This is a genomic window from Aquimarina sp. AU119, from assembly GCF_900312735.1.
GTDB classification, from domain to species: domain Bacteria; phylum Bacteroidota; class Bacteroidia; order Flavobacteriales; family Flavobacteriaceae; genus Aquimarina; species Aquimarina algiphila.
Genome location: NZ_OMPF01000016.1, coordinates 145,175 through 168,628 on the forward strand (window position 1 = coordinate 145,175; position 23,454 = coordinate 168,628).

Consider the following 23,454-nt stretch of genomic DNA (forward strand, 5'->3'; position numbering starts at 1 on the left):
TTTATTTTGATACCTATTCATCAGCAAATAAAAAATATAAGTTATTTTATATGTTTTTAATGAGATATAGAGATTTCTAATTGTATATCTGCGCTTATAAAAACTTTAATTCAATTGTTTTTTTTTAGAATATAACAATATAACTATTAATTTTTTATGATTATCAGACAATACTGTGTAATTAAATGATAAAATCGTAGTGCGATGTGTTTTTAATTTATTTTAGGTTTGCTTTTAACTATTCTAAAACACAAAGTCACATGAACAAACAATTATTCAAATCACTATTTGTGGTTTCAACATTGGCATTCTCATTATTTTCTTGTCAAAATGAATCATTAGATGTAGAAAATATAGAATTAGCACCTTCTGCTCTTAATCATGAACTTGTGATGAAATCTATATATGCTGAGTCAGAAACTATAAGTCTTTCAAAAAATACCACAGTGGGAGTTACTGATAGAAATCCAAGTACATTTGCTAATTCACTAATCAATGCAGTTAGACAAGCTGGCAATGGTGGTACTGTTCAATTAGAAGCCGGCAACTATTATTCTGATCGTACAATTACACTACCTGCGGGTATTAAAACAACTATTAAAGGTAGAGGTAAATTCGAGACTAAAATATTTTTGACTAAAAACCCAGGACCAACTCCAGGTTTTATTAACATTAATGCAAATGGAACGGCATTTACTGAGTTATTAGTTGATGCACAAAACAAGATGCAATATGGAGCTTGTGCCATTAACACCAACGGTAAATCAGATATCTATTTATATAATGTAGGTTTAGTAAATGCATCAATTGGCACTGGAACTTCAGATAATGGTAAAGGACTGACCCCAGCAGGTCTAACTGCGATTGCTTGTTCTTTTTATAATTGTGATCATGGAATTAATTTTAACAGACAATATAGTCAAACCCCTGCCCCATGGGTTAAAAAAGTAACGATTAGTGCATGTTGGTTTGGTGGTACTCAAGCAGCAGGAATAAGTATTGATTGTGGTAATGATGGAATAGATGGTGTTGTATTTCGTAGAGGGTTACCTGGTGCTGCTGAAGCTACTGTCACGGTTACTAATATGGATGGAATGGAAATAAAAAACTCAACATTCGAAAAAGCTAGTAAATATAATATTGCAATTGCCAAAGCCTGGAATATTAAAATATTTAATAATACTTTAAAAGGAAATACAGGTAGTATTCTATATGGAGAAGCAATTAACTTAGAACATGAAACACATAATATAATTATAGAGGATAATAAAATTTACAATGAAGGTTTATCCAACCAAAATCATAGTTATATCTCAATACTAACATTTAGAGATTATGGGAACTCACCTTTATTAGAAAATGGTTGTAGAGATATTACTATTAGAAGAAATGAATTTAAAGGTGATTGTAAATCCGGAATAGCAGGAGAATATGCCCAACGAATCACAATAAACAACAATACATTTTCAAATCCGAGACCAACTATTAGAGGTATTAATTTTTATGTCCAAAGCAGTAACATCTGGCATTGGAGTAATGGAGTTGATAATACTGCGAGTATTGTAAACTAATAAAACTATATTTTAGTGACAACAGTAAATACAGTATCTACTCTTAAAAACCCTCTATAAATAACATATTTATAGAGGGTTTTCATTTATGTATTCATGTACTATTAAATCAAATTTTTGTTAACTCACCAGTCAAAGTACCTCTAAAAAATTGATCATCTTCCCAAATCAAAAGCTCTGCATATTTTCCTTTTTTCATGCTAGAATCAACACTATATATTAATCCATCAAAATGTGACAATACTCTTTTCATAGAAGTATGTCCCACAACAATATGTTTCATACCCATTTCTTCCAAAATTTTTTGAGCTTTTTCTTTAGTAAAATCCTTATCTCGAAAGTAGCCTCTATACCAGATAGGTCCCTTTTTCTTTAGCATAAATTTTAAGTCATCATTCTCTAATACTGTTTCCTTATCATGATCAATAATATCATGATGAAATAATTGGTTTACAGTAGAAATATCATATTTACCTTCAGTAAATTCTGGTGAGAATCCAGCATGTACAAAAGCAATATTATTAATTGATATGGCAACAGGTTTTGTTCTGATCCACTCACCAAGAAGTGTTTCTTTTCCAAACAATTCTTTATGCGGTATCCCCATTTGTTGAGAAACCCATTTATATTTATCATGTACATACTTATCGTTTCCTGCTAAAATCATAACTTCATGATTCCCTAAAAGGTAATGTACTTTGCCTCCTGTTTTCTTAGCTTGTTGTTCTAAATTATACAAGAACCATAGTGTTTCTGTTACCTTATCTCCTCTGTCAAAAACATCTCCTACAACTACAAAATGACCTTTTCCAAAAGACCATTCTCCTTTATTGTTGATAACATTGTTCGACCTTAACAATTCAATGAATAAATCATGTTGCCCATGTATATCACTTAAAACAGCAATTTTAGAAACTCCATTAAATTTTTGGTCATTATCTATGCGAATTGATGGTTTAATCTTTATATATTTTGATTTAAATTCCTCACAAGTTTTAATTTTTAGTTTTTTAAAACCGTTGTTAGAAAATGTTTTCTTCTTTAATTCTCCATTGACTATCCATTTTACTTCTACAGTATTATTGTCTTCATAAAAAATATAAGGGCAATCATTTATATGCTCTGTTTTAAGTATTTCTTTTGAACTTTGAGCATTACTTAACATAATATTCATATTAAATAATACTATAAATGATAACCACTTACAGCCAAACAAAAGTTCTTTTTTAAAAGTTCTTTTTTTCATATTATCTCAACTCTCTAAATTGAATTATTAGACCAGACATAAATTTTATATTGGATTTTACTATTAATTTACTGGCCAAAAGATATTCGTTGATAGATAACAAAGTCAATATAATTCTTATTAAAAAAACATTGAAACACCTTACGATTTCCTTTTAGAATATCCTCTATTACTAATTTTCTTTAATTTCCTTGAAACAAATCTAACTAAAAAACAAATAGGATGTTTTTCTGTTTAAGTGTAGTAATGTTAATTCAACCTAAGAGTTTGTTTTCGGCTTACCTTACTGGTAATCACTTTTTGTTTAAATATGATGATGAAAACGGAATCAAAATAATTCATAATACTAATCATCCCAATGCTTATCAATTACTTTTTGGATATGAGGATAGTTTACATCTGTTTCATTTAGCTCTTTTCTCATCCTAATTAATTGTTCTTTTAAATCAGCAATCACAGAATCATATTGAGGATCTTTATAGACATTGTTCATTTCTTTAGGATCTTTTTTCAGATCATAAAACTCCCAAGCCACAGGGGTATGTCTGGTAAAATCGTTCCCCCAACTTTCTTTATTCCATTCTGCTTTAGGATCATCAGTATCTACCCAATATTTACCATAATAAAAGATTAATTTATACGCTTTGGTTCTAATCCCAAAATGTGCTGGATTAGCATGGCGGTGTGCCATATGCATCCAATACCTATAATATGTGGCTTTTTGCCAATCTTCTGGCTCTTTTCCAGTCTCTAAAATAGTTTTAAAGCTTTTTCCTTGCATATAACCCGGTCTATCTCCTCCCGCCATTTCTATAAGTGTAGGTGCAAAATCTGTATTATTAATTATAGCATTTGTTCGGCTACCTTCTTTAATCGATTTAGGATATCGTATAAAAAAAGGCATTCGCAATGATTCTTCATACATCCATCGTTTATCTATGTAATCATGTTCTCCTAGCATAAATCCCTGATCACCTGTATATACAATAATTGTATTCTCTAGTAACCCCTCTGATTCTAAATAATCTAATAAACGTTTTACATTATCATCTACTCCTTTTACACAACGTAAATATTTTTTAAGGTAGTCTTGATATACACTACTCGTATATTCTTTTTCTTCTGCAGTATTCTCAAATTTTTGATGTTCACTAACCGGGATTTCTTGTGCCGTTTTATATTTCTTATAGACATTGGTTCCTGGATAGATATTCATTGCCTGATTTCTAACTACATTTCGATGTGAAACTGAAGAAGCAATAATACGTGTTAGGGAATCATTCTTACCTCTAGTCGCTATTGATCCGTTATTACCATTATCATATAAACTTGCTGGTTCTGGAATAAAAGTATCTTTAAGATATTCATCATACCTAGGGGCATTTTCAAAATCATCATGTGGTGCTTTAAAATGGTGCATTAAGAAAAACGGGGTATTAGGATCTCTTTTATTTTTCAACCAATCTAATGTAATATCTGTAATCACATCAGAAGAATGTCCATTGGTTTTCACTACATTCTGTGGCCAAGGTTGATCTCCACGTATTCTAAAATCTGGATCAAAATACTTTCCTTGAGATGGTAATACTTTATAATAATCAAATGCTGCTGGTTCTTCATGTAAATGCCACTTACCAACAATTGCAGTTTGATATCCTAATTTTTTCATTTCCTTAGGTAAATACTGTTTTTCTGGAGGTAATATTCCCTCAAGATCTATTACTCCACTAGTTTGTGCTCGTTGTCCTGTTATAATAGCAGCTCGACTAGGAACACAGATGGCGTTATTGACAAAACAGTTATCAAAAATCATCCCTTGATTAGCTAATTTATCCAGTGTAGGAGTTGGATTAAGGCTAGCTAGTCGACTTCCATAAATCCCAAAAGCCTGAGAAGTATGATCATCTGCCATAATATAAATTATATTCGGTTTCTTGGCTGTAGAAGTTGTTTTAGTTTCTTGTTTACAAGAAGCTAAAGTTATTATCAAAAATGATATGACTATATAAAAATAAGTGGTTTTTTGCATAATGTAGAGCTATAAATATCTATGTCAAAGATTATAAATTCAATGATAATCGTCTAAAAATGTTGATTTATACTGTATCACAAATGATCAGAAATTACATTTCAATCTATAATAAAAACTTGAATATTGTATCTGCTATAATACGATAACCATTAGCATTAGGATGAATTGGGTCTTTATCATAGGCTTTATCTGCCTGCTGTAGTAATGGAGTATGAATATCTATTTTTTTAATCACAGCGGGATGATTGGTTTCTAGAATAATATCTTTAAACTTCTGAATTACTTCCTCATCATATCGTTCATAAGGGTTTTTCCAACTATACACATCTTCTTCTGATGAAGCAATTCTTCCATGTGTATTTGCCGCATCCAGGGCCAATGGTGGTGGTGTCATTAGTATTACATCTATCTCCTGCCCTTTCATGGTGTCCAAAAATAATATCAATCTATTGTTATAGGTCATAAAAAGTTCCTCTGAAGGAAGTCCATATATTCCACAATTCATTCCATAACAAAAAGTTACTATATCCGGTTTTGGTGATAATGTTAGCAAACTATCTAATCTATCAAATAAAAAGGGTCTTGGTCCTGGATGTCCTGTTTCAGTAAGATGGGTAATAGTTTCACTATTTTTTCCCCAGTTTAACAATGTCACTTTTTTTTCAGGAACACTATCATTCATATATTTTTGTAAATATTCTACATATCCATGTTCTCCCCCATAAGTAACACTATCTCCAATACAAGCAATTATTGTATTATTTTTTACTATTGGATCTTCTTTTTTTCCACAACTAGTTATTAGGATTCCTAGTCCTATTATAATTGCTTTTACAGTATTATTACTCATTATCAAAAAGTTATGCTTTGTGTTATTTTGGTTTCAGAAAGTGTAGCTTTTAAAAATGCTTTGGAATGATTATCCTGCTTTTGAAGTATGACAACACATTTTCCATTATATAATTTTCTATAATTTGCTACAAAAGGCTCCAAACTTCTATTATTTCCATTACCTACTCCAATAATTTTTGCGTTTTCAACCTCAAAATTGATCAAATTCTCTGCGGTTGCTACAAAAATACCGTTTACATCAAGAGCAGTTACCTCTATATAGGTAACCTCACTACTATCTGTTACTTCTAGTTGTAAGCTATTGGTAGTACCAGCAGTTTTAATTTCCTCTTCAATTATCTTTCTACCATCGGTATATCCAATTGCCTTTACTGTACCAGGCTGATAAAGTACTTCCCAACTAAGCATATCCGCATTATTCGAATTATTAATCTTTTTCCCTTGGGAAACACCATTTACAAAAAGCTCTACTTCTTTAGTATTAGAAAATACATTTAGATTTATTTTTTCTCCTTCATGACCTTTCCAATTCCAATGTGGAAAAGTATGTATCATCGGTTTATCTGACCATTCTGATTGATAATAATAGTAGCCATCTTTTGGGAAACCAGCTAAATCAATCACTCCAAAACTAGAGGAACGTGCAGGCCAGGCATAAGGAATTGTTTCTCCTAAATAATCCCAACCTGTCCAGATAAAAGCCCCCATAACAAATGATCTATTTTTTACATCCTGCCAAGCTTGCATACCTCCTGCATAAAAGTTTCTACTCTTTAGGAATTTCTCAGTATCTGGATGCTCTATCGGCAAATCCAATTGTAATGCCTGATCTTTATTTTTAAAAGGATAATACTCTCCTCTATTCGCTATCATTTGTGCAGAAGTATGTTCTGTTACAATCATTTTTCGGTTTGGAAAATCATCGTGTTCTTTATCATAATTTTTGCCTTTTGCATAATTATATCCTGGTACATCTATTTGAGCAACAGCAGGCTCATGAGGCCATTTATCCCATCCATATCCATTTACACCACAAGTAGCTGGGCGGTAATCATATTTATGAATAATATTTGATAATCGTTTGGCTATTGCAACCCCGGATTCATCGTGCATCTGATCAATTTCATTACCAATACTCCACATAAAAATACTAGGGTGATTACGATCACGTATCACAAAATCAGTCAAATCCTTATCACTATATTCTTTAAATAAATGGGCATAATAAGAGACCGGAATCCTTATTTTGTTTCCTTTTTCTCTAAATGTTTGTGGTTCTTTTGCTATTTCCCATTCATCAAATGCTTCGTTCATCACCAGCATTCCCATTTCATCACAAGTCTCTAAAAATTCTATATCAAAAGGATTATGAGCCGTACGAACAGCGTTAGCTCCCATCTCTTTTAATATTCTAATTTGACGCTCATAACTGGTTTTACGAGCTGCCGCACCCAAAGGACCCGCACCATGATGTAAACAAACGCCTTTTACTTTTAGTGGTTTATCATTAAGTACAAAACCGTCCTCAACAGTATATACCATACTACGAATACCTGCTTTTACTGTTTTGGTATCAATAATTATATTACCTTCTAATAATTCAACCTTAACAGTATATAAATTTGGTGAATTGACGCCCCATAGTTTTGGAGTATTTAATATTAATTCAATCTTTTCTTTTTGCTCACTTTCCTGTTTTAATATAACCTCTTTTTGTTTCTTGGTTACTTCTACTCCCTCATCATCAATAATTGAAATTTTAAGTGTTACTTTTTCATCCGTTACTTTTGTGTTTTTTAATGACGTTTCAACGTTTATTATGGCACTATTTGAATTTACTTTTGGTGTAGTTACATAAGTTCCCCATGTAGGTATATATATATCATTTTTAGTAATTAGATATACGTCACGATAAATTCCATTACCAGAATACCAACGTGACCCTGGTTGCTCTGAATTATCCAATTTAACCTTGATTATATTTTCATTTTCACTAGAAATAAATGGTGTTAATTCATACTCAAATGCTGCATATCCAGAAGGACGTTTCCCTAAATAATGATTGTTAATCCATACTTCTGCATTACGATAAGCACCTTCAAAATGAATAAATACCTTTTGATTTTCCCCGATTTCAGATAAATCTATATTCTTTCTGTAATATGAAATTCCAGCAGGAAGCCAAGCACCACGAGAAAATGAAGGGTTTTCTTGAGAAAAAGGTTTTGATATACTCCAATCATGTGGTAAGTCTACTGTCTCCCACCTAGAATCATCAAAATCAATTTCTTTTGCTTTTGGAATATCTTCTTGAACAAATTTCCAGTTGTCATTAATTTTTATAGTTTTTGCTATTGTAACCTGTTTATCCTGACAACTCATAAAAAGCCAAATCACCGAGCAGTAACTCAACATTTTTATATAAAAATTCATAAGCCCTATTTTAATTGTTTAGTGATATTTTGATGTATTCATGAAAACTTAATCTCTAAGAATTAAACACTAAGAAACAGGCTATATCTTGTAAACTTCAAATATTATGAGCTTTTTTTACTTAAAATCATAAAAATGTTTTCGTAAATATATAATCCAGTGATTGAATATAAAGATCAAAATCGGGCTTTCAATTTTTCTATTATAAGTTCACTGTTATATCGGTATCATTTGCTGCTTCATATGCCATTACATCTTCTTTTGTTATGCCTGTGTTCCAAACATACACTTTTTTTAATTTTGGAAATTTATCTAATTGTGTTAATGAAGACTTAGTGATTTCTGTACCAAATAGATTAAGGGATGTCAAATTTTTCAATTCTGGAAAAGATGATATTCCCTTATCTGTGATAGGGTTTCGTTCTAATTTTAATAATTGTAAATTCTCAAATCCTTTAAACACTTTTAACTCATTATCTGTGATATGATTCCCTCCGACAGAAAGCCATACAATGTTATTTTTTAAAGGTTGAAGCAAAGCTAATTTAGATGATAGTTCTTCTGAATTTTCTTTTTTGATTTTACCTGTTGGTAGAATCACATCAAACAAATTTGATTCTGCAACCAGTTCTCTCACTTTAAAACCTGCGTCAATTAAAGCTTTGACATCCTTTTCTGCCGGTGCAGGGACATTAGCCAAAGCCGCACTAGCTTTAGAATTAGCATCCAACCCTAACATTATGGCTGCGTTTTCTTTTATCTCTTCATTAGATTCTATAGCTCCAAATTTAGTTTCAAAATCACCTTGGGCTACTTCAATCCAATGTTCAACAATAGCAATTTCTTCTTTTGTCAAAGGAGTTTTACCCTCCGGAGGCATAAATTCTTTATCATGAGCATCTAGCAGTACTCTACGGATCATTTCAGACTTTGAAGCATCTCCTGCAACAAATGTCGCTCCAGTCTTTCCCCCTTTTAATATAGCTTCTTTACTAGCAAATGATAATTGCCCTTTTTTCTTTGATTCATTATGACAACTAGCGCATTTATTCTGCAAAATTGGATTTACCAAATGATCAAAAACAACAGCTTCTTCGAGTGAAGTTACTGCTACCAGATCTTCTTTCTTTTCTTTACCAAAAGGCATGTATGCCGTTAAATAATCAGATCCATGTGTCAAATTACCTCCGTAATGTCCGGTAACACTTAATAAAATCACAATCAATGTAAGGGTAGCCATATATGGTTTTCCTTGTTTTAAAGCTTTTATCTTCAGTTTTCCAGCACTAATTAACCAAGCTAAAAAGGCGATAATAGTTGTGATTACACCAAACCAAAAATGGGTATCTAATGCTCCTTCTTCATAATCACCACTAAGTGATAACATATATCCCAAAATACAGGCTACCAAAGCGCTAAGTGCTCCCAACAATAATGCTAATGGCACAGCAGCCGTAATAGTATCATTTTTCTTCCAACGAGCAAAAACCTCCAGGATAAAAGCAAAAAAAAGGAATCCAATGGGTAAGTGTACAACTAGTGGGTGAAATCTACCGAAAAATAATATGATATCTGATACTTCGTTCATTTCGTAATTTATATTTTGGGTCATATTAGATCTTTAAAGACCTATACATCTAAATTATTATACTCTTTCTAATTTTATTGGTGGTGTTCTATGCGCATTCCACTGGCAGATATATAAATTTTTATCTTCATCAACAAATACGTCATGCCCATGATTAAAAGTTGGCTTTGGCGCTTGATACATTTGTTGTAAAACCCCATCTTTATATACAGGTGCTTCTCCTCCCGGGTTAGAAACTACTTTATTATTTCCATCCAAAATGGTCACAAATCCTGTATCTCGAACCCAATTTTTTCCTTCGCGCGTTGTTGACCAACATACTCCTGCATAGATATTGTCATCATCTAATACCGGTCGACATACAAAAGCACCAGGCATATGAACTGTTTTTATATATTTTCCATCTAACGTATACCACTTAAATGAATGTTCATTGCGAGAAGTACATACCAAAACTGGATTGTTTTTATCTCGATAATCAATCGCTACACCATGTGTCTGATTTAGATTATGCTCTTTATTTTCATTCTTCATTCCTCCGAATTTGCGAATGAATTCACCTTTATGGCTAAACTGTAATACATAATTTGATCCATACCCATCAGCTATATAAACATCTCCATTGGGCCCAACACATGTTTCTGTTGGCATATATTTCATATCATGAGTATATACACCTATTGTTCTTGGATCTGGAAAAGTAAATATCAACTTTCCATCAATCTTAGTTTTATGTACAGTTCCTGCTTGTTCGAACCATACGCCGCCTTTATCTTGTCCCCAACCAGAATCACATATATAGAGCACATCTTCTCCTCCCTCATCATGCAAAGTGAGTCCGTGTCCACCCGGATATCTTGTTCCCCACGCATCTAGTAATTTTCCTGATTTATCAAAAACAAACATATTATTTGCTGTATGATCTCCAAGCATTAATAGACGGCCTTTTGAATCCATTTGCATTTCGTGGCAATTGAAAATAGGATTCTGACTAACGCTCATCTTTGCCCAGTCTCGATGTATTTTATATTTATAATCACCATGCCCAATAATCTGACTATCGTCTGGAGCAATTCCTTTTATAATATTAAATCCAAAAGAAGGTACAGTAGAAATTGCTGTTCCTACTAAAATCGTATTCTTTAAAAAACTTCTTCTTGAGCTCATGTATATTGTTTGTTTATTGTACTATTTATAGCTAATCATTAGCATTTAAATGGTATGTTCTTTTATAGATTTTTATTCATCTAAGAAAGAATATCTTTTACTACATGTCCATGTACATCTGTTAATCTAAAACGACGTCCTTGATGTTTATAGATTAGACGTTCATGATCAATACCAAACAAGTGCATTAATGTTGCTTGAAAATCATGTGTATGCACAGGGTCTTTTACGACATTATAACTAAAATCATCGGTTTCTCCATATGTAAATCCAGGTTTTATACCCGCTCCAGCCATAAACATAGTAAAGGCTTTTGGATGGTGATCTCGACCATAATCAGTTGCGGTTAATTTTCCTTGAGAATATACTGTTCTCCCAAATTCTCCTCCCCAAATGATCAGAGTATCTTCAAACATTCCGCGCTGTTTTAAGTCTTTTATCAAAGCCGCATTTGCCTGATCTGTTTTTCTCGAATTCATCATTACCCCTCCTGGACATCCTAAATGCTGATCCCATCCCTGATGATATAACTGTACAAACTTTACATCTTTTTCTAGCAATTTTCTTCCCAACAAACAATTGGCTGCATAGGTCCCAGGATCACGACTATCTTCGCCATACATTTCAAAAATATACTCTGGTTCGTCGCTCATATCTGTAACCTCTGGTACTGATGTTTGCATACGAAATGCCATTTCATATTGTGACATCCTTGCATTAATCTCTGGATCACCATAAGAATCATTCTGAATATTATTTAGCTTACCCAGATAATCCAGCATATGACGACGATCATGCCCATCATAATTTTCTGGATCTGATAAGTATAATACTGGATCTTTTCCACTTCTGAATTGTACACCTTGATGCTCTGTTGGTAAAAAACCATTACCCCATAAACGAGAATATAATGGCTGTCCTCCTCCATTTTTTGAGACCAACGAAATAAAAGTAGGTAGATTCTCATTGTCAGAACCTAAACCATAACTTAACCAGGAACCTATTGAAGGTCTACCTGGTTGCTGACTACCTGTTTGAAAAAAGGTAATTGCCGGATCATGATTGATCGCATCTGTTTGCATTGATTTAATAAAACAAATATCATCAACTACCTCTGATAAATACGGCATTGCTTCACTTACCCAGGCACGTGATTCTCCATATTGTTTGAATTCTAATGTTGAAGCAGCGATCGGAAATGATGTCTGATCAGCGCTCATACCCGTAAGTCGTTGTCCTTTTCTGATTGAAGCAGGTAAATCTTTACCAAACATATCCTTTAGCTTTGGCTTATAATCAAACAATTCTAATTGTGATGGTCCTCCACTTTGAAACAAATAAATTGCACGCTTAGCCTTTGGCATATGATGGGGTAAACCAAGACTGTTTCTACTAAACATCTCGAGGTCTGGTTTCCTATTATTTTTAACATTACTCCATGCTTTATCGGCATTGAGTAATGATCCAAAAGCAATAGCCCCTAATCCTAAAGAGGTTTTTGTTAAAAACTCTCTACGATCAAACATTTTTTCTACTTCCTGGAGGTCCTTATTATTTGACCTTAATTTGTCATGGTGATCACACATAGCTTATCTTTTTGTTATTGTAGCATCCGAATTCATAATCGTACTTGCAACCACAGCATTAGCTGCTATTAGTGCTTTATCGTCATTTTCTTCTATTCGGAATTCTCCGGAGTTTAACCACCCCTTCATTTTAGCTTCGTTGGAAGCAAACTTCTTATATTCATTATTTTTTAGTTCGAGTAGTAGGTCCAATTCTTGTTTTGTGGGTTTCCTACCAGTCAAACTTCTAAAAACATTCATAATCCCTTTTTTTGCATCAGCAGAATCAGTCATTTTCTTTCCCAGAACCCTGGCCGATTCTATGTACGTAGGGTCGTTTAAAAGCACTAGCGCCTGTAGTGGAGTATTTGTTTCTTGTCTTCTAACTGTACATACATCTCTTGCGGGAGCATCAAAAGTGGCTAGTGTAGGATGTGGTACAGAACGTTTCCAAACGGTATACATGCTTCTGCGATATAATTTTTCTCCTGTATCTTCTTCATATGTCGCATTGTTCACTTTCCATAAACCTTCTGGTTGATATGGTTTTACACTTTCACCTCCTATTTCATTATTCAACAGACCACTTGCTGCTAATGCATTATCTCTTAACATTTCACCTGTCATGCGTTTTGCTGGTCCTCGTGCTAATAGTCTATTTTCTGGATCCATCATTCTTAACTCTTCAGAAACTCTTGAATCCTGACGATATGTGCGAGACATAACAATCATCTTGTTAAATGCTTTCATATCCCAATCTTTTTCCATAAAATGTGATGCTAAATAGTCTAATAACTCTGGATGACTTGGCATTTCTCCTTGATTTCCAAAATCTTCTGAAGTTTTCACTAACCCCATACCAAAGAAATGTTGCCACATACGATTTACTGTCACTCGAGAAGTTAAAGGGTGCTCCTTTTTAAATAACCATTGTGCAAATCCAAGACGGTTTTTTGGAGCACCCTCTACCATTGGAGGCAAAAATTCTGGAGTATTAGGATACACTTCTTCTGCTCGTGCATCATAAACTCCTCTTTCTAATACATATGCCTGTACTGGTTCTGATTCTTTCATAATCATAACCTCTTTTATAGGCTCTATACTATCAACATAGGCTTTTCTTACTTTAACAAGCTTTGTATATTGTTCTTTTATTGGACGAGCATGCATGATATAATGCTGCTGTAAAAGTTTTTTTTCAGATACATCTAATGCTTCTGGAACTTTTGCTAATAATGTATTCACTCCTGCATTCTCTGCTAACTGAAGCATTTCTATACCAGATAGTTCTCTGTTATATACATTGATATCATCTATGATTCCACCGGCAATACCTTTTCCTCGTAATCGTGCTCCAAACTGAAGTGCAGGTTCTTTTTTTCTGCCAAAAAGAATATCTTTATAGAGGTTATCATCAATAATTTCTGTTTCAAGTTCTTTTCCGTTTACATAAACTTTATATCCCGCAGCTTTACTTGATCCATCATATGTTACTGCAAAATGTGTCCATACTTCTTTAGGAATATCAATTTTAGTATGTTCCTTAATTGCATTATCTGGTCCGGTATGTGCCATTAATAATTCTAGCTTATTATTCACAATTTTTAAATGATATCCTCTCCAGGCATGTAGAATTGCTCCATCACTTTTATGAAAAATATTTCCGTCTGTCACTTCTTTAGGAATTTTTGCCCAAACTCCAACAGTGAATGGTTGATGACGACCAAAAACACCTACTTCTCTTAGGTCCAACCAGGTATCTCCATTAAACTGCACTCCTTTTCCTTTTCTAGCAGCGACCAAATCCACCGGTTGACCTTCAGTATACTCACGTTTCATTGTAGCTTTTTGTGATGGATTTATACTATTAGTCAAGGAATTATTATTTAAGTTATATGAGCCTATTAAGCCTTTTTTAGAAAGCTTTACCGAAGCATATTTTTTATTGGCAATCCACGTATCAATTTCTGGCGAGATTTCTTGTATTGTATTTTCTATATCAACTTCTGTTTCTTTAACCAGATTCTCCATATAAGTCAACATTTTCTCCTCTTCTTCATTAGTCCATAGCATGGTTGGAGTTGGCATTGCATCATTCCATGAAATTTGACCAGATTCATTTACATTATTAAAAAAAGTGGTCATTTCATAATAGTTTTTTTGGGAAACAGGATCATATTTATGATCGTGACATTTTGCACAAGCTACAGTAAGCCCCATTAAGGCCTGTCCTGTTGTAGTTGCTCTATCCCCAGCATATTCGATAAGAAACTCTTCATTTACAATACCTCCTTCCATATTTTGAGGATGAATACGATTAAAAGCTGTTGCTAACTTCATCTCACGTGTAGGATTCTCCATTAAATCTCCTGCAAGCTGCCATGTTACGAATTCATCATAAGGTTGATTTTTATTAAATGCATCAATTACCCAATCACGCCAGGGAGACATATCTCTATACCGATCTACACTATATCCATGAGTATCAGCAAAACGAGCTACATCCATCCATTCTAGAGCCATTTGTTCTCCATATCGTTTTGAGGCAAGCAAACGATCGACTTGTTTTTCATAAGCATCTTCGCTTTTATCAACTAAAAAATCATCTATCTCTTTTACTGTTGGCGGCATTCCTGTAAGGTCAAATGATAAACGACGTAATATAATTTCTTTATCTGCTTCGGGAGCAAATGTTAATTTCTGATCTTCTAAAACCGAAAGAATATAATTATCAATAGGATTTTGGATTAATCCTTTCTTTTTTACTTTGGGAGGTGTCGTTTTTTGAATTGGAATAAATGCCCAATGATCTTTATATTCTGCTCCATCTTCAATCCATTTAATCAAAATCGCTTTTTCTCGTTCTGTAAGACTCAAATGCGACTCTGGTGTTGGCATTATTTCTTTTGGATCTTCTGTCATGATTCTTCTAAACATTTCAGAGTTCTTAAGATTACCTGGATCAATAGCAAACTTACCTGGAGTCTCTGGTAGTTCTGCATATGCCGTTTCTGAACTATGAAGTTGCAGACCAGCAGATATTTTTGCTTTATCCGGACCATGACACAAAAAACACTTATCCGATAATACAGGTTTTACATGTTGATTAAAATCTAATTTTTCTGGAAGTTGCTGATATTCGATCTCAACCAATTCTGGCAAATCAGGACCTCCACAAGAAATAATAACAACAGTAAATAAGAATAGGGGTATACTTTTAAAAAACGACATTAAAATTATAATTTTTTATATACTTCCAAATTTAAAAGTTAAGTTCAACAAATCTTTGCTCAAAAAAGACTATACAATGTACATTTCCGACATAATTATATAAAAAGCTATATTTTTTTACAACAAAAACGACTTTTATCAGAAAATTCTTTATTTTTCCCTGTATATTACGGTTGATGAAATTTATTTAATGCATAAAGTCTTACAATCTTTACAACTTTCTTTACTCAATGTTGGTTATGCACATCTGGACAAACATTGGAATTATGATAATGTAGTAAGTCCATTTACCAGAATGTACTATATTTCTAAAGGTTCTGCCAAGGTATATCACAATGATCAGACTTTTGATTTAAAACCGGGGTATATGTATTTAATACCTAGTTTTACTTATAGTAGATATAAGTGTGATGAATATCATGAACAATATTATATAAGTTTCTTTGAGGAGATAAAAAATGGATTATCCATTTTTAATTTAAAATCCTTCGTCTATGAACTCAAAGCTAAAGACACTGATATTGCCTATTTTAAACGTTTACTAGAAATTAATCCTAATCGTGCATTAGTCAATGATGATCCCGAGGTTTATGATAACAGACCTACTTTACAAACCTTTAAAAAGAAAAACGAAAAACTATCATCTGCTTTTTACCTTGAAACTAATGGATTGCTGCGTATTCTTCTATCAAAATTTATTAAAGATCATAATCGTCTGGTTATAAAAAATACTACTCGTAATAATTTAAGTCAAGTATTAAGTCATATCAGTGAAAATCTAGACAAAGAACTTACCATAAACGAACTAGCTTCATACTGTCATTTAAGTACAGATTATTTTTCCCGAATATTCAAACAAAAGTTTGGTATGAGACCAAATAAATATATCCAATCAAAAAGAGTCGAAAGAGCTCAATTGCTATTGCTTACTACAGATAATTCTTTAAAGCAAATTGCCGAAAAAGTTGGTTTAGAAAATCTATCATATTTCTCCAGGGTTTTTAAAAGTTTTACAGGAAAAACTCCTGGGAATTTTCGCAAGGAAGAATTGAATGTATAGATACAAAATCAATAAAAATATATAAATACCAATATGTAAATAATTCATTCAAAATGTTCAAATATATACTCCTTTCGATATTAATACTATCTGTTTTAAATTCATGTACATCTGCCAAATCAGAAAAAGATATCAATACAGAGGAATGGATTTCTCTTTTTAACGGTAAAGATCTTTCTGGATGGGATGTAAAAATTTCTGGTTACGAATTAAATGACAATTATAAAGAAACTTTTATAGTTCAGGATAGTATGATTCGAATTCGATATGACAATTATGAAACATTTGATGATGCTTTTGGGCATTTATATTACAAAACACCTTTTTCTTATTATAAATTAAGCTTTGATTATCGGTTTACAGGAGAACAATTAAAAGGTGGTGTGCATTGGAATATAAGGAACAGCGGTGTGATGCTACATTCGCAATCTGCAGAAAGTAATGAACTCCAACAAGATTTTCCTATTTCGATAGAACTACAAACCTTAGGAGGGTTAAATAAAGGAGAGCGCACGACAGCTAATGTTTGTACTCCGGGAACCGCAGTAGAAATTAACAGCACTGTTGATTATACCCATTGTATAAACTCTACCTCTAAAACCTATCATGGTGATCAATGGGTACACATCGATGCAATAATTATGGGTGGCGAGTATATGGAATTTATGGTAAATGGTGATTCTGTCCTAAAATTCACAAAACCACAAATAACAGGTGGAAAATACAGTGCTAATAGTTCTGAAACGAATTTAGGAAATTTCGGAATCCAAAGAGATCTAGACTACTGGATGTCAAAAGCAGGTACCATATTAACAGAAGGTTACATCGCATTGCAAGCAGAAAGTCACCCCATAGATTTTAAAAACATTAAATTACTGGATTTGTGTGGTTGCATGGATATTAAAGCAAAAAATTATAAAAGCTATTTTGTAAAAAACAAACCAAAAGCATGCATTTACTAGGTATTAATTTTCTGTATTAAAACTAGTATCATCTATAGCTATTAGTTCCAAATTGAGATTTGTTCTTTCTTTACCTGTTACATTAAAAAGTGCGGTAAAAGTATCTAAATCCTTCATATACTCTTTTTTAAATTGTTCTACCTTTTGGGGATCACAAAAAAGTTCTACTGTTGCAATTACCCCTATATCATGATCAGAGAAAAATAAAAACTGTTCTGTACCATCCACTCCTTTTAACCGAGAGACAATAGCATATTCAGAAGCTAATCCTTCAATGTCAAGATTAAATATGGTATCTCTGTTTTTAATACGATTTTTATACTTAAGTTTTCTACCTTGAATAGAGAAATGCGCATTTTGTTCGTTAAAATATTGAATAAACTTATTATTATTCTTTGTAGGACCTATATATACAGAATTATGTTCCTTAATATCATCATAGGTTGATTTGGTAGAAAATCGAATAGAAAAATCTCTACCATTACTTTCAAAAAGTTTAGTTAAATGATATACAGCAATAGATCCCATACCCGTTACATATGAGTAATTTGCAGGAAATACATTATCTCTAAACTCAGAGTTCTTTTTTTGTAGTTCATAAAAATCATCTAATGAATTGATTTCATAATCTCTATTCCAGCCTATTCTTCCTGTTTTGGTTTTTGCCATAAATCCAAAGAAATCTCCAACAACCAAAGTGGTTTCTTTTCCATTTGTTAAAAATGAATTCCATAATGCAACTGGTTTTTTATATAACAAATTAGATACAACAAATACTAGTGTTACAAATAATGAGATAGAAGTAAATCCAAGTATTTTATAATACTTCTTGTAATTTTTCTCCTCGGATTTAAATGTAGTGTTCTGAATAAATGAAGTATAATATTGTCCCTTATCTATTACTATTTTCCATGGTTCATCTTTTCCTTCTGTCTGATAATACTTTTCTAATTTTTTTCTCAGGTTATAGATATTCACTCGAATACTGGAAGAATTATTTTGTTCAAGAAATTGTTTCCCAAAAATTTCGATTCCGATTGTTGTTTCTTTCAATTGTTTTTTGGACAATGTTGCTTCTACAAGAAAACGAAGCAAATTTGTACTTGTAGGAGACTTAGAAAAACCCTTACTACTAAGAATACATTCGAGTATTCTTTTTTTCTCATCATCTAAGAGATCTTTCATCACTACAAAATTTTATCATCCAAAAATAGTAAGATTTAACCGTTACAAATACCGTTAACTGAAGGTTAAATATAACTATTATTATGACTTTTAAGTAATTTGGCTAAGAATCTTATAGCATTTTTCTAAAAAGATTAAGAAATCCATTAAGGATAAGATTGTTGTATAATCCGAAGCTAATTGCAACAAAAATGAAAGGAATCATCAAAGCTTTTTTGTTCCTTCTATACATCAATATAACACCAATAATTTTAAACTATAACGAATATCAAAATTTCATGAAAAACTATTTAGTCAAAACATTATCAGGTACTATCTGCCTTTTACTTTTTAGTTTTTGTACAACTACTCATCTATCTGCAAACACCAAAGATTGCATAGAAAAAAGAAGTTCAATAGATCAAAACCAAGTGCTTCAACTCATGAAGAAAGTAGCAGATTGGCAACTAGCTAATCCAACAGGTAAAGGATTAAACACTTGGGATTATGCTCCATTTTATATTGGATTAATGCAATTATATACAATAAGCAAAGATGAAAAATACCTCAATGCAATTGTAGAAATGGGAGATAGCGTGAATTGGACTCCAAGAGCACGACCATATGATGCGAATGTATATGCAATTACACAGGTCTTCTACGAACTTTATGAAATAAAAGAAGATAAACATATAATTGATCGATCAAATTTTATGTTAGAAATGCCTTTAAGAAGAAGACTTGAAAATGATGTCACATTCGATGGAAATAAATACTGGTGGGAATGGTGGAGTTGGTGTGATTCTCTATTTATGGCTCCTCCAGCATATGCAAGAGCTGCAGCAGTTTTAAATAACCCTGAGTACCTGAACTTTATGACAGAAAGATGGTGGGACACATCAGATTACTTATATGATAAAAAAGAGCATTTATACTTTAGAGATGACCGTTTTTTTAATAAAAAATCAAAAAACGGATCTAAAATATATTGGTCTCGCGGTAATGGATGGGTTATCGGAGGATTAACCAGAGTATTGGATTATATGCCAAAAAATCATCCTGAACGTAAAAAATTCGAACAACAATTCATCGAAATGTGTACCCGTCTGAGTGCAATACAAACCGAAGGAGGATATTGGGGTCAAAGCCTTCTAGATACTAAATTTTACCCACAGAAAGAATCCAGTGGTACTGCATTTTTTATACATGGAATGGCCTGGGGAGTCAATAATGGATTATTACCAAAAGATCAATTCATGCCTATAATTAAAAAGGGGTGGGATTTTTTGACTGAGGCAATACACACTGATGGGACATTTGGATATGTACAAGAAGTAGGAGATTCTCCTACAGACGTGAGTTTTGATGATTCAGAATCTTATGGAAGTGGAGCTTTTCTCCTTGCAGCTACCGAAATCTATAAACTCATTAATACTAAATATTAATGATGTTCTACTCAGAAATGAAAGTAAATACAACAAATATGAAAAAAAATACAACAAAGATAATTCTCAAAATAACCTTCATTTTATTTATCTGTTTTTGCTTTGTTAGTAATGCCCAAATAATAGATTCAAATCATCAACAAGAGATAACTCCAACATCAGTATACAAGCAAATGCAACGGGTTGCTGATTGGCAAATCATACATTTTCGTGAGAAATACAGTGGAAGGGATAAACCTCATCATATTGCTGATTGGACAAATGGAGCGCTCTATGTGGGTATGACCAAATTTGCCAAAATGGCTAAGGATGATCGATATTGGAAATGGTTAAAAGAAATTGGCACAACACAAAAATGGCAATTACACTGGAGAAAATATATGGCTGATGATCATGTTGTAGGTCAAATGTTTTTGGAATCCTTCAAAAAGTTTAAAGATTCCACTATGATAACCCCTACAAAAGAACGTTTAGACTGGATCATGCAAAACCCAAGTCAGCAACCTATTACTTTAGATAACTATAAACATCTAGAGCGATGGACCTGGTGTGATGCCCTATTTATGGGACCTCCTGTTTGGGCTAAACTCGCAAAAATCACAGGCGAACAAAAATATACAGATTGGATGCTTAAAGAGTATGAGGTTACCAGACAACATCTTTTTGACAAAGAAGATCATTTATTTTATCGAGACAATAGTTTTATTGATAAACTTGATCATGATAACAAGATATTTTGGTCAAGAGGCAACGGATGGGTGTTTGGTGGTTTAACACTGTTAATGGATGAATATGAACCTGGTTCTAAACCCTATGAATACTTTAAGGAAATTTACCTGAAAATGGCAAAAAAGCTCATTCAGATTCAGACGCCACAAGGCCACTGGTCCATGAGTTTACTTAATCAAAAATACTACCCCACTCCTGAGACCAGCGGGACATCATTTTTTACATTTGGACTTGCATGGGGTGTAAATCACGGTGTATTGGATAGGGCAACCTACGAACCGCATATTAAAAAAGCATGGAATGCATTAAACAGTCATATTACCCCCGAGGGTATGCTAGGTTATGTACAACCTATAGGAGCTGGTCCCGATAAATCATTTAAAGATCAAACTGAAGTGTATGGTACCGGAGCTTTTCTTGCTGCAGGTTCTGAGGTGTACACCATGTATGGTGGACAACAAATATACCAGATTTCAAATCCTGATTATATAAAAAGTCCAAAAACGGGAATGACTAGAGAACATTGGTTAGATATGGCACAATATATTTTAGAAGGTGCTTTTTCATATGTAAACGATATCGATGACCCTCTTAAGTTTCCAAAATTAGGGGATGTATCTTATCCAAGAGGTGATTGGCAAATACCGGTAGAAAAATTAGAAGGTTTATGTAGAACACTTTTTGTTGCTGCTCCTTTATTAAAAGAAAATCCAGACTTAACCATTAATAACATCAAAATTGCAGATTATTATCGTCATAACATATTAAACCTAATTGATGAAAACCACCCCTCATTTATAAAAGACAAGGAAAAAGATTGGCCAGGACAAACCTTAGTTGAGTTTGGTGCATTGGCCATTTCATTTTTTACTATCCCCGAAGTCGTTTGGGAGCCACTCACACAAGAGCAAAAAGATATTTTAGCTCGTAAAATGATTAGTTACGGGGATGGAGCAACCGTACCTTCTAACTGGAAATTTTTTAACATTTTTGTTCTCAGTTTTTTTAAAAGTCAAGGCTATGATGTTAATGAAAAATTATTAGTTGACTATCTCAATAAGAGTTTAAATCATTATCGCGGAGATGGCTGGTACAATGATAATCCCGCGTATGATTATTATAGTATGTGGGCGTTTCAGATGTATGCAGCCTATTGGTCTGAAGTATTTGGCAATAAATACTATCCAGAAATTGCTAAAAAATTCAAAACAAATTTTCTAGATATAAAAGATAGCTATCCTTATATGTTTAGTAAAGATGGTAAAATGATTATGTGGGGACGAAGTATAAGTTATCGCATCGCATCTATAAGTCCTTTTCCTTTTTTAGGGTTCTATCCAGAAGAAACTAAAGGTATAAATTGGGGATGGATGCGACGTATTTCTTCTGGAGTATTATCTCAATTTTTACAACATCCCAAGTTTTTAAAAGATGGTGTCCCAACATTAGGGTTTTATGGAGAATTTGACCCTGCTACTCAATATTACAGTTGTCGAGGAAGTGTATACTGGATGGGAAAAGCCTTTCTTAGTTTACTATTACCTAAAGATAATGAGTTTTGGAATGCTACAGAAAACGATGGTGCATGGGATAACAAATTAACCAAAGGAAAGGCATATAACAAGTTTTTCAAAACTTCAGAAATTATGTTAACCAATTATCCCGATATCGGAGCTACAGAAATCCGAGCCTGGTGTAATGTTCCCATTACTGGAGTTAAAGAGCCTTTCCGCGGAAGCGAAAATTATAATAAACTAGCGTATAATAGTGCTTTTCCATGGCAAGCTGATGATCCTAGCGGTATTGTATCAATGAATTATATGTTTAAGACCGAAGTGGATACTATCCCATATGAACCTGGAAGGTTATATACTTTTAAAAAGTTTAAAAATGGTGTTTACTATCGAGATTTAAAATCTGAAATCATTGAGGACGTTCTGATTAACCTGGCAGATATTCCCTTGAAAAATGGAATTTTACGAGTAGATAAAATCAATGCCAAAAAACCTTTGGATTTTATTTTAGGGCATTATAGTCTACCCCATATTAATGGATATATTAAAAAATCAGTTCAAAAGATAAAAAACAAAGAGATTCAGATTATTGATAACGGTCAATATCAACTTGCTGTAATTCCAATAAAAGGGTGGAATGTTGTAACTACCAAAACTACTTCTGGTTTACATCCAGAAGCAAAAGAAAGCACAGTAATCAACACCAGAGCAAAGTATAAACCTAGTCAAAAAGATAATACCTATATCACCATAATGCTATGGAAAAAGTCGGGAACACCTTTTACCATCGAAGAATTATCTTTTATCAAAAAAATAGAATCAGAAAAAAACAATAAGCAAATAATTATCATGAAAAATGATAATTCTAAACATATCATTTCATTCGAATAAAAAA

Annotated in this window: 14 protein-coding genes; 5 read left to right on the plus strand and 9 right to left on the minus strand. The window is 32.8% G+C overall.

The genetic code is table 11. The features are described 5' to 3' along the window. Positions 1–260 precede the first annotated feature (260 nt). Positions 261–1,571 carry a right-handed parallel beta-helix repeat-containing protein gene (locus tag DK442_RS15470; protein WP_109436800.1) on the plus strand — a complete coding sequence of 437 codons (1,311 nt, stop codon included), beginning with the start codon at positions 261–263 and terminating at the stop codon, positions 1,569–1,571. 109 nt (positions 1,572–1,680) lie between these two features. On the opposite strand, the gene DK442_RS15475 is transcribed toward DK442_RS15470, so the two are convergent. From DK442_RS15475 to DK442_RS15510, 8 genes are all read right to left on the minus strand, one after another. Next, on the minus strand, positions 1,681–2,817 hold the full coding sequence (locus DK442_RS15475) for a metallophosphoesterase (protein ID WP_109436801.1): 1,137 nt from the start codon (positions 2,815–2,817) through the stop codon (positions 1,681–1,683). Between the two features lie 346 nt (positions 2,818–3,163). After that, positions 3,164–4,729: a sulfatase gene (locus DK442_RS15480; protein ID WP_370444664.1), complete on the minus strand. Its 1,566-nt coding sequence runs from the start codon at positions 4,727–4,729 to the stop codon at positions 3,164–3,166. Between the two features lie 223 nt (positions 4,730–4,952). Beyond that, a complete protein-coding gene (locus DK442_RS15485) occupies positions 4,953–5,699 on the minus strand; it encodes a GDSL-type esterase/lipase family protein (protein ID WP_109436803.1) in 747 nt (248 codons plus the stop codon). A gap of 2 nt (positions 5,700–5,701) precedes the next feature. Then, a complete protein-coding gene (locus DK442_RS15490; protein ID WP_109436804.1) occupies positions 5,702–8,134 on the minus strand; it encodes a glycoside hydrolase family 2 TIM barrel-domain containing protein in 2,433 nt (810 codons plus the stop codon). 202 nt (positions 8,135–8,336) lie between these two features. Next, entirely contained in the window at positions 8,337–9,722 is a 1,386-nt protein-coding gene (locus DK442_RS15495; protein WP_109436805.1) for a c-type cytochrome domain-containing protein, read from the minus strand. 57 nt (positions 9,723–9,779) lie between these two features. Beyond that, the gene (locus tag DK442_RS15500; protein ID WP_109436806.1) at positions 9,780–10,889 is read right to left on the minus strand and encodes a 6-bladed beta-propeller; all 1,110 of its coding nucleotides are present in this window, start codon (positions 10,887–10,889) and stop codon (positions 9,780–9,782) included. An 80-nt stretch (positions 10,890–10,969) separates the two neighbouring features. Beyond that, the gene (locus DK442_RS15505; RefSeq protein WP_109436807.1) at positions 10,970–12,475 is read right to left on the minus strand and encodes a DUF1501 domain-containing protein; all 1,506 of its coding nucleotides are present in this window, start codon (positions 12,473–12,475) and stop codon (positions 10,970–10,972) included. A gap of 3 nt (positions 12,476–12,478) precedes the next feature. Further along, on the minus strand, positions 12,479–15,685 hold the full coding sequence (locus DK442_RS15510; protein ID WP_109436808.1) for a DUF1553 domain-containing protein: 3,207 nt from the start codon (positions 15,683–15,685) through the stop codon (positions 12,479–12,481). Positions 15,686–15,875: 190 nt separating this feature from the next. Between DK442_RS15510 and DK442_RS15515 the strand changes: the two genes are divergently transcribed. After that, entirely contained in the window at positions 15,876–16,745 is an 870-nt protein-coding gene (locus DK442_RS15515; protein ID WP_109436809.1) for an AraC family transcriptional regulator, read from the plus strand. A 53-nt stretch (positions 16,746–16,798) separates the two neighbouring features. Further along, positions 16,799–17,707: a DUF1080 domain-containing protein gene (locus DK442_RS15520; protein ID WP_109436810.1), complete on the plus strand. Its 909-nt coding sequence runs from the start codon at positions 16,799–16,801 to the stop codon at positions 17,705–17,707. Between the two features lie 3 nt (positions 17,708–17,710). Here DK442_RS15520 and DK442_RS15525 read toward each other — a convergent pair whose 3' ends face one another. Further along, the gene (locus DK442_RS15525) at positions 17,711–18,892 is read right to left on the minus strand and encodes a helix-turn-helix domain-containing protein (protein WP_109436811.1); all 1,182 of its coding nucleotides are present in this window, start codon (positions 18,890–18,892) and stop codon (positions 17,711–17,713) included. Positions 18,893–19,170: 278 nt separating this feature from the next. On the opposite strand from DK442_RS15525, the gene DK442_RS15530 reads away from it, so the two are divergent. Then, positions 19,171–20,316, plus strand: a complete 1,146-nt coding sequence (locus DK442_RS15530; protein ID WP_160114209.1) for a glycoside hydrolase family 105 protein — start codon at positions 19,171–19,173, stop codon at positions 20,314–20,316. A gap of 38 nt (positions 20,317–20,354) precedes the next feature. Then, positions 20,355–23,450, plus strand: a complete 3,096-nt coding sequence (locus tag DK442_RS15535) for a DUF2264 domain-containing protein (RefSeq protein WP_160114210.1) — start codon at positions 20,355–20,357, stop codon at positions 23,448–23,450. The last annotated feature ends 4 nt before the right edge of the window (positions 23,451–23,454 follow it).

What these genes read in the sequence shown, in the direction of transcription:
- DK442_RS15535 (WP_160114210.1), top strand. Translation starts at nt 20,355, where the DNA reads ATGAAAAAAAATACAACAAAGATAATTCTCAAAATAACCTTCATTTTA.
- DK442_RS15480 (WP_370444664.1), bottom strand. Translation starts at nt 4,729, where the DNA reads ATGGCAGATGATCATACTTCTCAGGCTTTTGGGATTTATGGAAGTCGA.
- DK442_RS15500 (WP_109436806.1), bottom strand. Translation starts at nt 10,889, where the DNA reads ATGAGCTCAAGAAGAAGTTTTTTAAAGAATACGATTTTAGTAGGAACA.
- DK442_RS15485 (WP_109436803.1), bottom strand. Translation starts at nt 5,699, where the DNA reads ATGAGTAATAATACTGTAAAAGCAATTATAATAGGACTAGGAATCCTA.
- DK442_RS15475 (WP_109436801.1), bottom strand. Translation starts at nt 2,817, where the DNA reads ATGAAAAAAAGAACTTTTAAAAAAGAACTTTTGTTTGGCTGTAAGTGG.
- DK442_RS15515 (WP_109436809.1), top strand. Translation starts at nt 15,876, where the DNA reads ATGCATAAAGTCTTACAATCTTTACAACTTTCTTTACTCAATGTTGGT.
- DK442_RS15510 (WP_109436808.1), bottom strand. Translation starts at nt 15,685, where the DNA reads ATGTCGTTTTTTAAAAGTATACCCCTATTCTTATTTACTGTTGTTATT.
- DK442_RS15505 (WP_109436807.1), bottom strand. Translation starts at nt 12,475, where the DNA reads ATGTGTGATCACCATGACAAATTAAGGTCAAATAATAAGGACCTCCAG.
- DK442_RS15490 (WP_109436804.1), bottom strand. Translation starts at nt 8,134, where the DNA reads ATGAATTTTTATATAAAAATGTTGAGTTACTGCTCGGTGATTTGGCTT.
- DK442_RS15525 (WP_109436811.1), bottom strand. Translation starts at nt 18,892, where the DNA reads ATGAAAGATCTCTTAGATGATGAGAAAAAAAGAATACTCGAATGTATT.
- DK442_RS15520 (WP_109436810.1), top strand. Translation starts at nt 16,799, where the DNA reads ATGTTCAAATATATACTCCTTTCGATATTAATACTATCTGTTTTAAAT.
- DK442_RS15495 (WP_109436805.1), bottom strand. Translation starts at nt 9,722, where the DNA reads ATGAACGAAGTATCAGATATCATATTATTTTTCGGTAGATTTCACCCA.
- DK442_RS15470 (WP_109436800.1), top strand. Translation starts at nt 261, where the DNA reads ATGAACAAACAATTATTCAAATCACTATTTGTGGTTTCAACATTGGCA.
- DK442_RS15530 (WP_160114209.1), top strand. Translation starts at nt 19,171, where the DNA reads ATGAAAAACTATTTAGTCAAAACATTATCAGGTACTATCTGCCTTTTA.